Genomic DNA, 15,511 nt, shown 5'->3' with positions numbered 1-15,511 from the left:
CGCCGGAACTCCCCACCGCGCTGTGGTCTGCGATCCGGTCAGCTGCCCTGGAAGTCCTGGGTCGTGTCGGCGACCCACTCCCCGCCGGTGACCTTGTAGACGGTGAGCACGCGGGAGACCGAGTCGCCGAACTCGTCGAACGCGACCCGGCCCGACGCCCCCTCGAAGTCGACGTCGTTGAGGGCCTCGACGGTGGCCTCGCGGGCACCCTCGGCGGCGTCGGCGTCCGCGAGGCTGACCTTGAGGGCCTCGATGATCGCGTTGGCGGCGTCGTAGGCGTACATGCCGTAGGCAGAGTAGCCCTCGGCGTACCCGCCCGCGTCGTAGGCGTCCACGAACGCCTGTGCCGACGGCAGCGAGTCGGTGGGTGCGCCGACCGAGGTGGCGAGGTCGCCGTCCGAGGTGGATCCGGCGAGCTCGATGTAGGCCGCGTCGTAGAGTCCGTCGCCGCCCATGAGGGGCACGTTGAGGCCGGACGCCTTCATCTGCTGGCTCAGCGGGCCGGCGTTCGGGTACTCACCGCCGTAGTACAGCGCCGCCGGCGAGGACGCCGCGACCTTGGTGATGACGGCCGAGTAGTCCTTGTCGTCGGGGTTGATGGTCTCGGCCGCGACGACGGTGCCGCCGCCCTCGGTGAAGGCCGTGGTGAACGCCTCCACGAGGCCCTGGCCGTAGGCCTTCTTGTCGTGGACGGTGGCGACCTGCGTGAAGCCGTTGTCGAGCAGGTACTGCGCGGCGAAGGGCCCCTGGACGGCGTCCGTGGTGCAGGTGCGGAAGTAGCTCGCGTAGGCCCGCTGCGGGTTGGCCAGGTCGGCGCCCTTGGTGAGCGTCGGGTTGGTGTTGGCCGGGGAGACCAGGGCGATGGTGGCGGCGTCCAGCACCGGCTGGATCGCCTGGCCCACGGAGCTGTTGAGCGGGCCGACGACGCCGACGATGTCGCTGTCGCCAGCGAGCTTCGTGGCGGCGTTGCGGCCCGGGTCGGGCTGGCCCTGGTCGTCCTCGGCGACGAGCTCGAGGGTCCAGCCGGGGATGGCGCCGGACTCGTTGGCCTGCTTGATCGCGAGGTCGACCGAGTTGCGCATGCCCGTGCCCATGGCGGACAGGCCGCCCGAGAGGGGTGCGATGAAGCCGATCTTGGCGACGTTGCCGGACGCGGCTCCGGTGCTGCCGCTGCCGGCGGTGCTCTCGCCGGTCGTGGTGGTGGTGGCGGTGCGCGAACCGCAGCCGCTGAGCGTGATGGTCGCGGCAACGCCGGCGAAGCCGGCCAGTACCGCGCGACGGTGGATGGTCACGGTGGGTCCTCCTGCTGTGGTCAAAGGCCAGTCCCCTGCCCGGAGAAAGGGTTGGCCACAATCTAGGGCCGGCGCACCGAATGTCCAGCGCATTCCGCCACAGAAATGGCGCGGTGACCGATCCGTGACCCGCTCGTTATCAAGCCCGTCCGGTGGGGACGCCGCGCGTCCGGGTCAGCGCGGGGCTTGGTCATGGGGGGACTACCATGCCGCCATGCGTACGCGCTCGGCACTGTGGCTGGTCTCCGCGGCCCTCCTGATGGTCGGTGCTGCCCTGCAGACGGCCGCGTTGGCGATCTTCTGGCGTCCGTGCGCCGGGAGCATGCTGAGCGGCAGCGTGCTGCAGGGCTACCGCTTCGGGCGCTCCTTCTCCGACGGCTGCCTGGAGGCCATGGACGTCCCCATGATCTTTCCGCTGCCCTCCCCCGGCCGTGGCCTGGACGAGGTGATCGCCTTCGGGGCGCCCGCGGCCATCGTGTTGGCCCTCGCGTGGCTGGTGCTCGTGCCGGCGCTACCGGTCGAGGGGGTGGGACGGATCGTCGCCGCGCTGCCCGGCGTGGTGGCCATCGCGTTCGTGGTCGCGGACGCGACCGGCCTGCTCCCCGCGGGATCGGCCGCCACGATCATCCTCGGGCTCGCCCTGGAGGCGTCCGTGCTGGCCGGCGTGATCGCGCTGTGCATGGCTCCCACCGGCCTGCCCGATGAGACGGGCGCGGGCATCGTCGTCCTGCTCGCGGCGACCACCCAGATCGGAATGGTGCACGCGATCGTCGTGATGGCGCTGGCGGCGATGGTGAGCCAGGCCAACTGGGACGTCCCCCCGGGAGCGGGGTATCTGGGCGTCGGGTTCTCCCTGCTGGCGGCCGTGGTCGCGGTCTGGTTCTGGTGGCGTCTGCGGAGGGAAGAGCGCGCGGCCTGAGTGCCGTTCGTTGTGACGAAGGGGAAACGATGGGCGAGCAGAGTCGGCTCTCGCACTGGTGAGACGCCCTCCGCGGACGCCGCGAGCCGCTGTCGCGCGAGGAGGCCGAGGAGCAACGCATCAACGAGCAACGAGCCGACTGGGGCCGCGACTACCTCGAGGTCGATGAGCGTAGGTGCGACGGGTTGTTGACCGCGGAGCCGCGCCGAACCTGGCGTCCCGCGCCCACCGGAATCTCACCCGCGGGTGAGGTGCCCCCGGACCTGTTCGGCCAGACCTGGCATGTCCACGGGCACCGACGTGTCGACGCTGACGAGCGGGCCGACGGCCAGCGGAGCCACGGGCTCCCCCCACAGCTCGGCCTCGGTGCGCTGGGCGTCCAGGTGACGCAGATCGCGCACCCGCTGCCGGTAGCGGGCCCGCGCCACGGACACGGGCACCTCGCAGCGGATCTCGACGAACGGGCCCGGCAGCGCGTCGACCATGGGCGCGGTGTAGGGGAACCACGTGCTGTCGATGACCGCCGCCCGACAGCCGCGAGCCGCACGAAGCACGGCGGCCACCGCCGCCCGCCCGAGGCGCCGAGACTCCTCGACCGTGGCGGACGCCCCGAGCTCATCCATGAGCGCCTCCTTGACCTCGTCCTTGGAGAGGAAGTCGAACTCCAGGGCGTCCGCCAGATCACGGCCCAACGTCGTCTTGCCCGAGGCCGGCCAACCACCCACCAGTACGAAACCGCGCATGCGTCCAGACTCCCCCATCGGGGCACGGCTGGCGCGGGGACTCCCTGGACTCGGCACGTCGCGGAGTAGCACAAGTGCTACCCTCGCGGCATGAAGAGCGTCGGGCTGCGAGAGTTGCGCCAGGAGGCATCTGAACTGGTGCGCCAGGTGGAGGCTGGCGAGGAGATCACCATCACCGTCTCCGGGCGACCAAGCGCGCGCCTCGTCCCGACCCGCGCGACGCCCTGGCGGTCCTGGCGCGATGTGGCCGAGCTCTTCAGCGGCCCTGCGGACCCCGACTGGGAGCAGGACCGACAGCTGCTCGACAGCGAGGTGCGTGACCCCTGGGCAGGCTCGTGAGCCCCACCAGCCCGCCGGTCAGGGCGATCCTCGACACCAGCGTCGTCATCGGGGGTGGCCTCACTCCCCTTCCGGGTGAAATCGCGATCAGTGCCATCACCGTGGCCGAACTCCAGTTCGGCGTTCTCGTGGCCAAGACCGCGGCAGTTCGGGCTGAGAGGCTGCGCCGGCTCAGCGGACTCCAGACGCACTTCGACCCACTCCCCGTTGACGCCGCAGTCGCCGTGAGCTACGGCCGCCTTGCGGCGGCCGTGGTCGACGTGGGCCGCCAACCGCGGGGACGCGTCATGGACTTGCTCATTGCCGCCACGGCACATGCGCACGGGGCGCGCCTCTACACCCGCAACGCGGGCGACCTTGCCGGCCTGGACGAGCTCATCGAGATCGTGGCCGTGTGACTTAAGAGGGACGTCGACGAGCGCTCGCTGCGCCCGGCACCAGTGATCGCACCGCCCCTCCAAAGATCTCGACGCCCACCTCACCCTCGTGACCCAGCGGTTGAGTGAATGGTCCGAAGGATAGTCCGGTCGGGGATCACGGCGCAGACCCTTCACCCACCCCGGCAGCCAACATCCAGCCCCAGCCGGCGGCGACCGCGAATCCCACGAGCCACGCCGACGCCCTCCCGATCATCTACGCCGGCATCAGCCCAGCCGCGCCCTTTCGCGCCCCTGGGTTGCCCTGGCTCGGCCTTGACGACGGCTGGGCCGGACGGATGCCCGTCCGACCCAGCGCGTCTGGCGCGTCACCTCAGGCGTTGGGGCCAAGGCCCATCTGATCGGTGTAGCGGAACAGGAACGCGGCCAAAGCGTCACGCTTGACCGGCTGCGTGGGCCGGTACTGAAGGTCGCCGCCGATCTGGTAGCCGGTCGAAAGGCCGAACTCATACATCCACTCGATCGCGTCGTAGTGCTCCGTACCCGGGGGAACATCGACGAACCAGTAGCTGTTGGGATCGGCGGAGAAGGACGGGAAACCCTGCAGGAGCGAGAACCGGTACAAGAACGCCGCCATCGCATCGCGATTCACCGGGGACAGCGGGCGGTAGGTGGCCGTGCCGTTGGCCTCGCGCCAGCCGGTCGTGATGCCGGTGGACGCCAACCACTCGATCTCGGTGTAGAAAGCGGTCTGCGGCGACACGTCGGTGAAGGTCTGCCCCCGCGGCGTGAACGCGGGCCTCCCGGCGAGCCGGTAGAGGAACGCCGCCATCGCGTCGCGGTTCATCGAGTTCAGGCCCCGATAGGTGCGCGAGCCGTCCGGCTCGGCCCACCCGGTGGAGGTACCGCTGAAATACATCCAGTTGATCTCCTCGCCGAACTGATGGGCGAAGTAGTCCGAATCGGTGAACGGGTCGCCGTTGCCGCAGTCGGGCAGGCTGCCCAGCGCATTCCATTCCTCACCCGGGGTGGAGAGTTCCCAGAAGCGGTAGGACGCCCCGCCCTCGGCTTCGTAGCTCACCGTCTGTTCCCCGAAGGGCTCGACGGCGACACTCATCGTGTCAGTGGCGGTCAGGGAGGCGTTCGCATCGGACACGGCAAACAGCGCGACCTGCGATTGCGCGGTGGGGTTGGTGTACGTGACCCAGAGCCCCGTCAGGGAGGCGTCACGCTCGAAACACCCTCGAACAATCGAGAGTTCCAAAGGTGTGGCGGTGGCGACCTCCGTCGGTTGGGCCAACTCGGCCGCATGGGTGACGGACGGTTGGGCGGCAGAGGTGGGGTGGAGCGCCGAGGACGGTGCCGCGTGGGCGGCGGGGACAGCCGAGGCTGAGGCGAGGAGGCCGACGGTGGCCAACGCCACGCCATAGGCGCGGAAGCGCTTCATGGGCATGCTTTCTGTGACGGGGACGAGCGTCCCGACGCACAGAAAACACCCGCGAATCCGCGCTGTCAAGGGATTTCATCAGTCTCGACAGCATGGGGTCGCAGGCGTTCGCGTCAGAGACACTTCCGATCAGGACGCCCCGGTCCCTCCTGTGCCGAAAGGGACAAGGTCGACCGTAGAGCACAGCGCTTAGGCCACAACGTCGACGATCCATGGTCGGCCCGTGTCGTCCCCGAGACGAAGGAACTCGATTTCAACATGATCGTCGCCATAGAGTAGGCCCACGCCGGACATGGAAGGGCAGGAACAATGACGCACGTTGACCCTGAGCTCGCTGAGGTGGGCGACTCTCTCGAGCAGGTGACGGTCGCCGCCGAGTTGGCGGCCGACGAGGCTGAGCGGGATATCGTCGAGGCGGTTAGGGGCCGCCGAGGGGTGGCACGCGAGTATGTCCGCCGGATGCGCCGGCGCCACCCGGATGCGTCCCCAGCCGACATTTTCGCGATGCTCGAGCGTCATTACGTAACGGCGATCAGCGCCGCTGGGACGGCGGTGATGGTCGGTGGCATCGCCGCCGAGTTGGGCATCTCGTTCATCCCCGGAGGAGGGGCTGCCAAAGCCGGTGCGAAGGCGGTCGCCGTTTCCGCCGCCAAGACCGCCGCCAAGAAGGCCGCCCTGGAGTTGGCCAAGACAGGCGCCAGGCAGGCGACGCGGATGATCCCGAACGCTGACGAGCGCCTGCAGTTCGAGCTCACTGCGATCTTCGCCTTGAGCCTGGGTGAGATGCGCTCGCGTTGGGCGGCGGCACCGCGTACGCGGGCTACCACCTGTACAACGAGTGGTATGTGGGCGCCCATGACGGGCTGAACTGCGTGACGAGTTGGGAGGCCACGACCGGGACGCTCTGGAACGATGAGCGCCGGTACGGCGGCGCGTCGATGAGCGACGACCCAGTCGCCGACTGCAGGAGCTACGCCGAGCTCACGGGCAAGGGGCCGATTGCGGACCCGGTGGCCGTGCGGCTCATCGATGGCCGGCTTGTCGTTGGCCCCTCCGTCGGGAGACCCGCCGACGCCACGCTCGTGCCAGCGATCACGGAGGGCGAGGACAGGGTTGCGGAGCTGGGGCAGTCGCTCGACGACTACGTCGACGGCGGCCTCAGCCGTTGCTTCTCTGCGGACGAGATGACGGGGTTCGTCCAGGAGGAGTTGTCCCGATTGGGCCTCCACCGCTGGACGATCACGGAGCGCGATGACGCACGCCCCGCCAGCCCGTGCTCAGTGGCCATGGTTGCTGCGGATCAGGAAGTGATCGTCGCAGAGAACTTCATGCCCGAATCCGACGTGGCGCCGACGGTCCTGAGTGCTGCTCTGCGGACGCAGGTGGCCGAGCAATGTCTCACGCTGCCCGAGGCCGAACGGGCCGTCACACAGATCTTGGGGGACGACCACCACTGGCCGACCTTCACGCGCGTTGACTCCGCGGCGTCCTGCACCCGGGTCGACGTCGAGCTGGGTGGCAGCGCGCAGGTGTTCCTGCGGGGGCCCGAGGGCTGAGAGTGAGCGCGGGGGCGTTGCCGGCGGGACCAGGCCTTCGCGAGCACGACCACGAGGAACGGGGACTCCTCGGCGAAGAGCTGCAGCTGGGCCAACGCCGTATCCGATCCAGCGACCTCGACTGTTTCCGAGGTTCGCCCGAACCGGCCTTGTCCCGAGGAGTTCACGACCATGCGGTGTGTACCGACGAGTTCGCTGAGCCGCTCGTGGGCGCTCGCAGCACCGCAAACGTCCGGGCTGCCGTCGTGACCCAGTTCGGGGGCGTAGATGCCGAGCAGGCGCAGGCGAACGGGGTCCGCAGTGACCAGCGTGTCGCCATCCAGCGCGGTAGCGATACCGATCGTCCTGATAGCCCGCTCGGGAGCCGCTGGGGTCATCGTCAAAGCGACTACGCGCACGGACCATACGCCCATCCCGAGGACGACTGGTTCGCGCCGGGAGCACCTCACAGCGGCATGTCCCAACACGTCCGAGGGGGCCCGCTCGGCGCCAATCCGCTGGAGGCACTGTCTGCCACCGGCGCTCCCGGGTCGGGCCTGCGAAACACGCCCCACCCAGGACGACGAGTCCGACCGCCATCGGCCACCGGCCACATTGCGGTCTACTGGACGACGGAGACGTCAAGGTTAAGGACCGCACTCGGGGAGACATGTCTCTCGGTGCGCGAGAGAGGAGTTGAAGCTCCCTCGCGCCCGCACGCACTCTCCTGACAAGGACTTTTGATCGTCGATCGGCATGGCGGCACCATTGTTGTGGGGAGGGCGTGGGGATGGCCTGAGCTTTGGATCCGGGTGAATCCGCGTCCAGGGCTGCGCTCCAGCGTAAGCCGACGGCTGCCAAGCGTCCCAGCCTTCGACGAGCAGCGGCGTATCGACTGGCCAACACGACGACGGTACTGACGGTCATGGAAGGGGGCACGGGAAGCTTGCGAGCTGCGTCCAAATGTTAGTTACGTAAGCGTCCAGTTGTTAGGTAGCAGTACGTCCAACTGTTAGAGTCCATCGGGTGGACTATCGGCGCAGGATCGTGGACGAGACCCTTGACGATCTCTTCCCGCACCTCGCCGCCATCGCCCTCGAAGGAGCCAAGGGGGTGGGCAAGACCGCCACCGCCACGCAACGGGTCGCCACCGTGATGTCGCTGAACAACCCCAACGAGCGAACAGCGCTGTCCAGCCACCTGGACCTGGTCACGGACGTCCCCGGCCCGGTCCTCATCGATGAGTGGCAACTCGAACCCGACGTGTGGGACCGGGTACGACGCGCGGTCGACGACGACCCCACCGGAGGCCGCTTTCTGCTGGCCGGTTCGGCCGACGTGGCACCAGGGGTGCGGATCCACTCGGGGGCAGGGCGCATCGTGAGCCTGACCATGAGGCCGCTGGCGTTCAGCGAACGAGCCCTGGCCGAACCGTCCGTGTCCCTGCGAGGCATGCTCGACGGGACCCAGCCTGCCATCACCGGCATCTCCCCCATCGACCTGCCCACCTACACCGACGAGATCCTCCGGTCCGGGTTCCCCGGGATCCGCGACCTGCCCGAACGGGCCCGCCAGGTCCAACTCGACAGCTACCTCACCCGCATCGTGGACCGCGAGTTGCCCGACAGCGGGGTGAGCGTGCGGCGTCCGGCAGCCCTGCGGGCGTGGTTGGCCGCCTATGCCGCCGCGACCGCAACTGACGCCACCTTCGCCACGATCTTGGCGGCCGCAACACCAGGCGAGGGCGACAAGCCGGCTCGGCAGACTGCCGACATCTACCGCCAACACCTCCAACGGATCTACCTGCTCGACCCCATCGAGGCCTGGACGCCGGCGTTCTCCCCTCTCAAGCGGCTCACCCATTCTCCCAAGCACCACTTGGTCGACCCGGCCCTGGCCGCCCGCCTTGTCGGCGTCGGCAAGGCCGGACTTCTGCGCGGACAGGGTAACCGCGTCCACGCTGCCACCGGCACCTGGCTGGGAGCACTGTTCGAGTCGCTGGCCGCCCAATCGGTACGGGTCTACGCCGAAGCGGCTGACGCCCGCGTCGGGCACCTGCGCACCAAGAACACCGACCACGAAGTCGACCTCATCGTCGAGACGGCCGACCGCTCCACCCTCGCGATCGAGGTCAAACTCACCGACACCATCAGACCCGCCGACGTCGAACACCTGAACTGGCTCAGCGAACAACTCGGCGACCGCCTCGTCGACCGCATGATCATCTACACCGGCACCCACGCCTACCGCCGCCCGGACGGCATCGCCGTCGTCCCCCTCGCACTCCTTGGCCCCTGAACCACCCGACGGCGCTGCTATGGCGCGCCACTGAACTCCCCGGTCGGAGCGTTCCGAGCGGCCAGCCGGAGCCGAGATACCTCGCGCGCCGGAATGCCACTACACCACTGAGAGATCTCGGCTCGGGTGAGGCCCACCGATCCCAAGCCCTCCAGGAGGGCGCCCGCCGCACGCTCGATCAGGTGCTTCCACGCGTGCTTGGTGACCAGGAAGACGATGCCCAGTTCGTTGCGAAGAGTGAACGACCAATCCGGCTCTTCACAATCGAGGGTGTAGTTGGGGTCTGAAGCCGCCGGTCTCCAGGAGTGATCTGGCGATGTAGTTGGTGAGGTTGCGGAAGCCGAGGGCGCTGCCGCGGAGGTGTTCGAGGCGGCCATTCAGGGCCTCGGTGGGGCCGTTCGAGGTGCCGGGACGGTCGAAGTAGGGGAGGATGTCGGCGGCCCGCTTGGTCATCGTTCGGCCGAGGGTGATGACCTCGTGGAGGGCGGCGGGGACGCCGCTGCCGATGGCGGTGATGACGGCCTTCATGAGCGCCTTGCCCTTGGGCTTGTCGGGTTCTCGGTAGGCGGCGATCATCTGTTGGTAGACGGCCCAGGCGGCTTCGACCTCGACGTGGTCGTCGCCGGTGAACAACGCCTCCAGCCGCGTCTTCTGCCTGGCGGTGAGTAGCCCGGCGCCGTTGTGCAACATCCGCCGGGCGCGGTAGAGCGGATCACCAGCGCGGCCACGGTGGCCGTGCAGGGTCTGCTGGACCCGTCTTCGGCATTGGTCGAGGGTCTCACCGGCCAACCGGACGACGTGGAACGGGTCCAGTACGGGGGTGGCGTCGGGGAGTTCTTCGGTGGTGGCGGTTTTGAAGCCGGTGAAGCCGTCCATCGCGACGACCCTCCACCTTGTCACGCCAGTTCTTGGGGCGGGCGGCGAGCCACGTCTTGAACGCCTGTTTGGAGCGGCCCTCGACCATGTCCAACAGCCGTGCGGGGCCGGTGTTGTCCCTGACCGGGGTGAGGTCGATGATGACGGTCACGTACTTGTCGCCTTTGCGGGTGTGCCGCCACACATGCTCATCGACACCGAGCACGGCGACGCCATCGAACCTGTGGGGATCATCGATCAGGGCGCGCTTGCCTTCGGCCAACACGGCGTCGTTGGCGGTGTTCCACGACACACCCAGGCCCTCGGCGACCCGGGCGATCGTGAGGTGCTGCACCACGATCCCCTCCAGCGCCCACCGCAGACCACGTCGGGACAGCTTGGCCCGCGGTTCGGCGGCTTTGGTCAGGTCTTGGCGCCACACGTGCCCGCACTCGGCGCAGCGGTAGCGGCGCACGGTGACCAGCAACACGGTGGGCCGCCAGCCGAACGGCTCGTGCGCCAGCCGTCGGACCACCGTCCCCCGGGGAACACCCTGACAGCCACACCGACGGCACCACTGGTCATCATCGATGACCCGACACGACAGGACCGCCCGCTTCGACTCGACGTACTGACCGACCACCTCCAAGCGGAGCTCGTCGAGGCGAGCAAACGTAGTCAGGTCAGGGCGGACGAAGGTAGCGTGGGGCACGTCGGGGTCTTCCGGATGGGTGGTGTGAGAACTTCCATCATCGGGAGGCCTCGACCCCTCATCCACGGACCGACGCGCCCGTCAGCTCACCCCAGCTCTACACCCTCAACTGTGATGAGCCTGTTTAAGACGTGGCTGGACCAGGGCGGCAAGACCTTCAGGCAGAGGGTCGAGGTCGCCACCCTGGATCCGTTCCGTGGCTACAAGAACGCGATCGGCTGACTTGCTCGTCGACGCCACTGCTGTCCTCGACGCGTTCCATGTGGTTGCCTTGGCTGGGCATGCGGTCGATGAGGTGCGCCGTCGCGTGCAGCAGGAGCCCCTCGGCCATCGTGGCCGTTTCGGTGATCCCTTGTACGGGATCCGGGACGTACTGCGCTGTGTGGCTGAGCGACTCACCGACAAGCAGCAGGCCTGCCTCGCCGCGGCGATCGCCGCCGACGAGCGTCACGACGCCGTCCACGTCGCCTGGCAATGTGCCCAACGCGTTCGGGCCGCCTACGCCGACCCCGACACCACCCGAGGACGTGAGCTTGCCGAACAGGTAGTCAACGGTTTTCCCGTCCTGCCCCATCCCCGAAATCGCCCGCCTCGGCCGGACGCTGAAGCAGTGGAAGGACGCGTACTTGGCCTACTTCGACACCGGCCGCGCCTCCAACGGCGGCACCGAGAGCATCAACGGGCTCATCGAGCTCCACCGCCGCATCGCCAGAGGGTTCCGGAACCGAGCGAACTACCGGCTACGCATGCTCCTCATCGGCGGCGGACTCACCGTGCCCCCACCGCAGGTATGAAGAGCCGGTAATCCACGCCGCGTCGGTCGCGAAACGGTGTTGGCCACAACCCGTTCCGCTGGATTGAGGACCTCGATGGCCATTGACCGCTTGTGTGGGTCCATCCCGATGACGCTGGCATCCACGCTTCCTCCTCAAGCTCTACAACCGGTTCGAGCAGGGAGGGCAACTCTACTCCGAGCGCCGGAGCCCCCCTTGAGTCTCTCACGGCCTAGGCGCGTCCGAGGCTGTGCAGGGCCAATCAGAGCCAACCCGACCAGGCGGCAGCCGAGATGAGCGACCACCCAGGACACCTGAGCCCGAGCCTTGGCCAGGCCGAGCCTGAGGTCAAACAACCAAGTTGCCCATCTCCGGGCGCTGCGCTGAAGGCGGCAGCTGCCGGATCTAGCTCTAGTGGATCAAGCGCGCCGGCTCAGGCCTCCCCGATCGCTTCGGCAAGGTAGGCTCTCGCCATCTGCAGCGCCAGGTGATGCACCTCTCCGGGGCTCCTGCCCGTTGTCTCGATTCGCACCATCCGGAACGGTTGCCGCTCGACCAACGTCTCGTACGCATCGATGACACGCGTTTGGAAGGAGCCCGCCTCATACTTGTCCTTTGTGGCGCGCGACTCGCCTCGTCTAAGGAGTTCATCGGTCGACGCCATAAGCACAAGCGTTAGGCCCGGCGGCGCTATCACTCCCTCGTGCTCAAGATGTCTCTGCTGTGACATGAGGAATTCAAGAGCATTCTCCCGGCCTTGCTCTGAAAAGCGCACTGACTGATAAGCGAACCAAGAATCGATGAACCTGTCGCAAATTACCACGTGCCCCATCTCGAGCGCAGGCCGGATAGAACGTAGGTAACTGTCGACTCGCGCGGTACCAAAGAGAAGCGCTTCCGCCTCCGGACTCAGTTCGTTAGCCGAACGGAGGAGTGTATTCAGTTCTCCCCACGGAGGTAGCTTCCAAGGCGGATCTGTGACAACCGAGACCCGGTTCGGGAAGTCCTCTTCCAAACCGCCAACAAGCGCATTCAGTAAAGTCGACTTCCCCACAAAATCAGGGCCTTCAACGGAGATAAGGCGCCCTCTGGGAGTTCCTATTGCACGCAGACGGGAGTTAAGTGCAGTGCTCACCAGTGAAGATACCTGGGACCTGCGCGCGTACCGCACTACCCCGTCTACAAGACCAGGATGGCCCAGTAGCATTCTAGATACATCGCTCTGTGCATGCGCCAACGCTATGACAGGAATCCCTCGGTCGAACGCGTGCTGGATCTCCATCCCGACACCGTGGGAGGCAACATTCACATCGGCAACCACCCCAACGCTTCGATCTATCGCGCCAATGTTTGCGCCGTAGACTCTGCGTGGATCCAGATTATCTTTGCGTGAACCAGTTTCTTCATGGGGGAGGTAACTGTCGTAGCCCGCGGCATTGCAGCCCTCACGGATATCTCCATAGATCTCCAGATTCTCATCAGAAGCCTTGGTTAATCCGCCTGCGATGTATAGCATCGGCCGCTCACCAGTGACAGAAAAGGCACTCATAACTCTCCCCAAATCCGGTCTTGGATCTCTCCGCCCTTCATTTGTGTCAGCGCGTCCCTCGCAGCAACGATGCCCGAAACCGCCGCCGGAAGCACCCCTGCCGTCGTACCCGTGGCATCCCCGATGCACCAGGCTCTCTGCGCGCGAGGGACCGCGAAGTGACGATCCAGCTTCAGGCGTGGCATCACCCACTGCACAGCCGGCGCGTAAACCATCGCCTCCCGGCTGAGGATCGAGGGCGCGAAGTCCGCCAGCCTCGTTACCAGCTCGCGGATCGCGCTGACGATACGCTCGGGGAACACGTAGGTGAGGTCGACCTCGCGCGACTCAGGTGGAGGGAGGGTCGGCGCGTAGGATCCGTCCACAGCCTTCAAGCGTCTCCCCATGAGCGCTTCCAGAGGCTGACTCAACGGCAAACCCTCACCAAACTCGCGCGCAATCGTAGAAATCGCCCCAAACACGACCAAAGGGTCCCGCACATGCCCTGCAGGAATCCGATATAGCATATTTACCGAACTAGCCCGTGTAGGAAAGTCGCGCACGGCATGCGCATCAACAAGGCAGTGCTCATCCAGGTAGTAGTAGAAGACACGGCCTTTGTGGACTAGACAGTGAGTCTTTGCGTACGACGTGCCGTCCGAAAACTTGATCTTCGGATTATCCCCAGCTTCGCGCATCTGCGAGCCACCGAAATGCGGGAACTCGATTCGCATTCCTATATCAAGGTCGTTGGGTTGTGTCGCTATGCCTGGCATCAAGCTCTGGAGGCGAGAGCTGCCCGCCCAGCCAACTGCCAAGAACAGGTGCGTGGCAAACTCCTCTGCGGGAGTGCCGTTGTGCATAGCACTAATCCGAAATCCATCCGGGAATTGGTGCACCCGCAGAGCTTGATGATCGTACCGAAAATCGACCCCATTCCGACTCAGATCCTGCGTCAAAGATCGTAGAAATCGCGACGCCATGTCACTGCCGAGTGGGCGCACCGGATACGTCTCGCACGTAAGACCCGAGCGTTCAAGGGCTGAATGGGCGGCGCGGATTTGGAGGGGGTTAGGGCTTGCCCTGCGAATCTCATGACCGATGTCAAGAAGACGTTGCCAAATGCTGATATCCACATCTGTCAGTGCTCGGCCGTAATCATCCAGGACCTCACTCGAGAACTGGGTGCCGGCCGTCGGAGAGAGGCACAGCTTGCAGTCTGCCAAGAAGCCGGCGCCGCCTCGCCCTCCAAGACACTGCGCGGGTCGAACGACCAGTCGGATCCCGGGATGAACCGTTGCTCAAGGGCGTGCCCCGCCTCAAGCACAACAATCTCTCCTTCAAATCCAGCACGCGAGAGGGTGTGAGCGCAGAACAGCCCCGCGGGACCAGAGCCCACGATCACCGCACGAACAGACATAGAGGGCACCCTTGTCGATTGAGCCGGCCGTCCTGACAGGACTGTACAAGCTCCGGCGCCGCCGTGTGGAGTAATAGTCAAGCCTGCGGATCGGCCGGTCAGGCGGCGTGAACGTCATCTCCTGATTCGTCCGGTCGTTCGAGGAGCTTGCCGTTCTTGAACTCGGCTCCGGCGCGGACCGGGGCGACGAGGTGGGGTGCGTTCACCGCGCGCCAGCGTGCTTGGGCGGACTCGATCAACTTGAACGCCATCGCGATTCCCGCGGCGCGCGAGCCGGGGCCCTTGGTGACGCGCTGCCGAAGCCGCACGGTGGCGAACGTGCTTTCGATGGGGTTCGTCGTGCGCAAATGGATCCAGTGCTCGGCGGGGTAGTCGTAGAACGCGAGGAGCACGTCGAGGTCGTCGACGACCTTCGCGACGGCCTTGGGCCACTTCGCACCGTAGTCGTCGGCGAACGCCTTCGCGGCGACGAGGGCGTGGTCCTTGTCCTCGGCGTTGAAGATCTCGGCCAGCGCGGCCTTCGCGCCCGGATGCGCCGACTTCGGCAGCGCCGCGAGCACGTTTCCGAGCTTGTGCCACCAACAGCGCTGCTCCCGAGTGTCGGGGAACACCTCGCGCAGCGGCTTCCAGAACCCCAGCGCGCCGTCGCCGACCGCGAGGACTGGCGCGCGCATGCCACGACGCTTGCAGTCGCGCAGCAGATCGGCCCAGGACTCGCTGCTCTCGCGGAACCCGTCGGCCAGGGCCACGAGCTCCTTGGTCCCATCGACGCGGACCCCGATCATCGCCAGTAGGCACACCTTGTCCTGCTCGAGCCGGACCTTCAGGTGGATCCCGTCGACCCACAGGTACACGTAGTCCGAATCGGCCACAGACCGCTGGCCGAACGCCGTCGCGTCGTCGCGCCACTGGGTCGTGAGCCGGGTGACCGTCGCCGCGGACAGGCCCGCGGTCGAGCCGAGGAACTGCTCCAACGCGGGCACGAAGTCCCCGCTGGACAGGCCGTGCAGGTGGAGACGCGGCAGCACCTGCGCCACCCCCGGCGACTTTCTCGCCCACGCGGGCAGGATCGCCGAGGAGAACCGCCTCCGCTCCCCGGTCGCCTCGTCGATGCGATTGTCGTTGACCCGCGGGGCACCGCCCTCGCCGAGGTCGCGACCTCCCGCGGGTCGTGGAAGCCGTTGCGTACCACCAGCCGGTGACCATTCTCATCAACCTCGCCAGCGTGCGCCTCGACCTAGGAGCCTGCTGAACAATCTGTCCGCGTGCCCAC

13 protein-coding genes and 3 pseudogenes are annotated in these 15,511 nt (G+C 66.9%); 8 read left to right on the top strand and 8 right to left on the bottom strand.

Features of this window, described 5'->3' with window-relative positions; translation table 11 throughout:
- Positions 1-38: 38 nt before the first annotated feature.
- Entirely contained in the window at positions 39-1,292 is a 1,254-nt protein-coding gene (locus IFY26_RS14910) for a branched-chain amino acid ABC transporter substrate-binding protein (protein WP_232549798.1), read from the bottom strand.
- 214 nt (positions 1,293-1,506) lie between these two features.
- On the opposite strand from IFY26_RS14910, the gene IFY26_RS14905 reads away from it, so the two are divergent.
- The gene (locus IFY26_RS14905; RefSeq protein ID WP_232549797.1) at positions 1,507-2,211 is read left to right on the top strand and encodes a hypothetical protein; all 705 of its coding nucleotides are present in this window, start codon (positions 1,507-1,509) and stop codon (positions 2,209-2,211) included.
- A 236-nt stretch (positions 2,212-2,447) separates the two neighbouring features.
- Here IFY26_RS14905 and IFY26_RS14900 read toward each other — a convergent pair whose 3' ends face one another.
- On the bottom strand, positions 2,448-2,954 hold the full coding sequence (locus tag IFY26_RS14900) for a P-loop nucleotide/nucleoside kinase family protein (protein ID WP_232549796.1): 507 nt from the start codon (positions 2,952-2,954) through the stop codon (positions 2,448-2,450).
- A gap of 90 nt (positions 2,955-3,044) precedes the next feature.
- Here IFY26_RS14900 and IFY26_RS14895 point away from each other — a divergent pair, with 90 nt between their 5' ends.
- Entirely contained in the window at positions 3,045-3,293 is a 249-nt protein-coding gene (locus IFY26_RS14895; RefSeq protein WP_232549795.1) for a type II toxin-antitoxin system Phd/YefM family antitoxin, read from the top strand.
- The gene (locus tag IFY26_RS14890; RefSeq protein ID WP_232549794.1) at positions 3,290-3,691 is read left to right on the top strand and encodes a type II toxin-antitoxin system VapC family toxin; all 402 of its coding nucleotides are present in this window, start codon (positions 3,290-3,292) and stop codon (positions 3,689-3,691) included. The genes IFY26_RS14895 and IFY26_RS14890 overlap by 4 nt, the downstream gene beginning before the upstream one ends.
- A gap of 352 nt (positions 3,692-4,043) precedes the next feature.
- Here IFY26_RS14890 and IFY26_RS14885 read toward each other — a convergent pair whose 3' ends face one another.
- Positions 4,044-5,117 carry an S-layer homology domain-containing protein gene (locus tag IFY26_RS14885; protein ID WP_232549793.1) on the bottom strand — a complete coding sequence of 358 codons (1,074 nt, stop codon included), beginning with the start codon at positions 5,115-5,117 and terminating at the stop codon, positions 4,044-4,046.
- Positions 5,118-5,426: 309 nt separating this feature from the next.
- Between IFY26_RS14885 and IFY26_RS14880 the strand changes: the two genes are divergently transcribed.
- The 3 genes from IFY26_RS14880 (at position 5,427) to IFY26_RS14870 (ending at position 8,950) form a co-directional block, all read left to right on the top strand.
- Positions 5,427-5,984, top strand: coding sequence for a hypothetical protein (locus tag IFY26_RS14880; RefSeq protein ID WP_232549792.1), 558 nt, complete (start codon positions 5,427-5,429; stop codon positions 5,982-5,984).
- Entirely contained in the window at positions 5,963-6,673 is a 711-nt protein-coding gene (locus tag IFY26_RS14875) for a hypothetical protein (protein WP_232549791.1), read from the top strand. The genes IFY26_RS14880 and IFY26_RS14875 overlap by 22 nt, the downstream gene beginning before the upstream one ends.
- 1,005 nt (positions 6,674-7,678) lie before the next feature.
- On the top strand, positions 7,679-8,950 hold the full coding sequence (locus IFY26_RS14870; protein ID WP_232549790.1) for an ATP-binding protein: 1,272 nt from the start codon (positions 7,679-7,681) through the stop codon (positions 8,948-8,950).
- Between the two features lie 258 nt (positions 8,951-9,208).
- On the opposite strand, the pseudogene IFY26_RS14865 reads toward IFY26_RS14870, so the two are convergent.
- Positions 9,209-10,517, bottom strand: a pseudogene (locus IFY26_RS14865) (ISL3 family transposase).
- 196 nt (positions 10,518-10,713) lie between these two features.
- On the opposite strand from IFY26_RS14865, the pseudogene IFY26_RS18410 reads away from it, so the two are divergent.
- Together IFY26_RS18410 and IFY26_RS17990 are read left to right on the top strand one after the other, a co-directional pair.
- Positions 10,714-11,007: pseudogene (locus IFY26_RS18410) on the top strand (transposase); the annotation flags it as partial.
- 82 nt (positions 11,008-11,089) lie between these two features.
- Entirely contained in the window at positions 11,090-11,311 is a 222-nt protein-coding gene (locus IFY26_RS17990; RefSeq protein ID WP_332836205.1) for a transposase, read from the top strand.
- 412 nt (positions 11,312-11,723) lie between these two features.
- On the opposite strand, the gene IFY26_RS14850 is transcribed toward IFY26_RS17990, so the two are convergent.
- From IFY26_RS14850 to IFY26_RS14840, 4 genes and pseudogenes are all read right to left on the bottom strand, one after another.
- Entirely contained in the window at positions 11,724-12,806 is a 1,083-nt protein-coding gene (locus tag IFY26_RS14850; RefSeq protein WP_232549788.1) for a nucleoside 2-deoxyribosyltransferase, read from the bottom strand.
- 29 nt (positions 12,807-12,835) lie between these two features.
- Entirely contained in the window at positions 12,836-13,552 is a 717-nt protein-coding gene (locus IFY26_RS14845) for a hypothetical protein (RefSeq protein ID WP_232549787.1), read from the bottom strand.
- A 407-nt stretch (positions 13,553-13,959) separates the two neighbouring features.
- Positions 13,960-14,238 carry an NAD(P)-binding protein gene (locus IFY26_RS18405; RefSeq protein ID WP_416046583.1) on the bottom strand — a complete coding sequence of 93 codons (279 nt, stop codon included), beginning with the start codon at positions 14,236-14,238 and terminating at the stop codon, positions 13,960-13,962.
- A 98-nt stretch (positions 14,239-14,336) separates the two neighbouring features.
- A pseudogene (locus IFY26_RS14840) lies at positions 14,337-15,463 on the bottom strand (IS256 family transposase); the annotation flags it as partial.
- Positions 15,464-15,511: the final 48 nt, after the last annotated feature.

Source organism: Propioniciclava soli (assembly GCF_014858005.1).
GTDB lineage: Bacteria > Actinomycetota > Actinomycetes > Propionibacteriales > Propionibacteriaceae > Propioniciclava > Propioniciclava soli.
This window is presented reverse-complemented; position numbering and strand designations above follow the sequence as displayed.

What these genes read in the sequence shown, in the direction of transcription:
- IFY26_RS14905 (WP_232549797.1), top strand. Translation starts at nt 1,507, where the DNA reads ATGCGTACGCGCTCGGCACTGTGGCTGGTCTCCGCGGCCCTCCTGATG.
- IFY26_RS14900 (WP_232549796.1), bottom strand. Translation starts at nt 2,954, where the DNA reads ATGCGCGGTTTCGTACTGGTGGGTGGTTGGCCGGCCTCGGGCAAGACG.
- IFY26_RS14895 (WP_232549795.1), top strand. Translation starts at nt 3,045, where the DNA reads ATGAAGAGCGTCGGGCTGCGAGAGTTGCGCCAGGAGGCATCTGAACTG.
- IFY26_RS14885 (WP_232549793.1), bottom strand. Translation starts at nt 5,117, where the DNA reads ATGAAGCGCTTCCGCGCCTATGGCGTGGCGTTGGCCACCGTCGGCCTC.
- IFY26_RS14880 (WP_232549792.1), top strand. Translation starts at nt 5,427, where the DNA reads ATGACGCACGTTGACCCTGAGCTCGCTGAGGTGGGCGACTCTCTCGAG.
- IFY26_RS14850 (WP_232549788.1), bottom strand. Translation starts at nt 12,806, where the DNA reads ATGCTATACATCGCAGGCGGATTAACCAAGGCTTCTGATGAGAATCTG.
- IFY26_RS14845 (WP_232549787.1), bottom strand. Translation starts at nt 13,552, where the DNA reads ATGCGAATCGAGTTCCCGCATTTCGGTGGCTCGCAGATGCGCGAAGCT.
- IFY26_RS18405 (WP_416046583.1), bottom strand. Translation starts at nt 14,238, where the DNA reads ATGTCTGTTCGTGCGGTGATCGTGGGCTCTGGTCCCGCGGGGCTGTTC.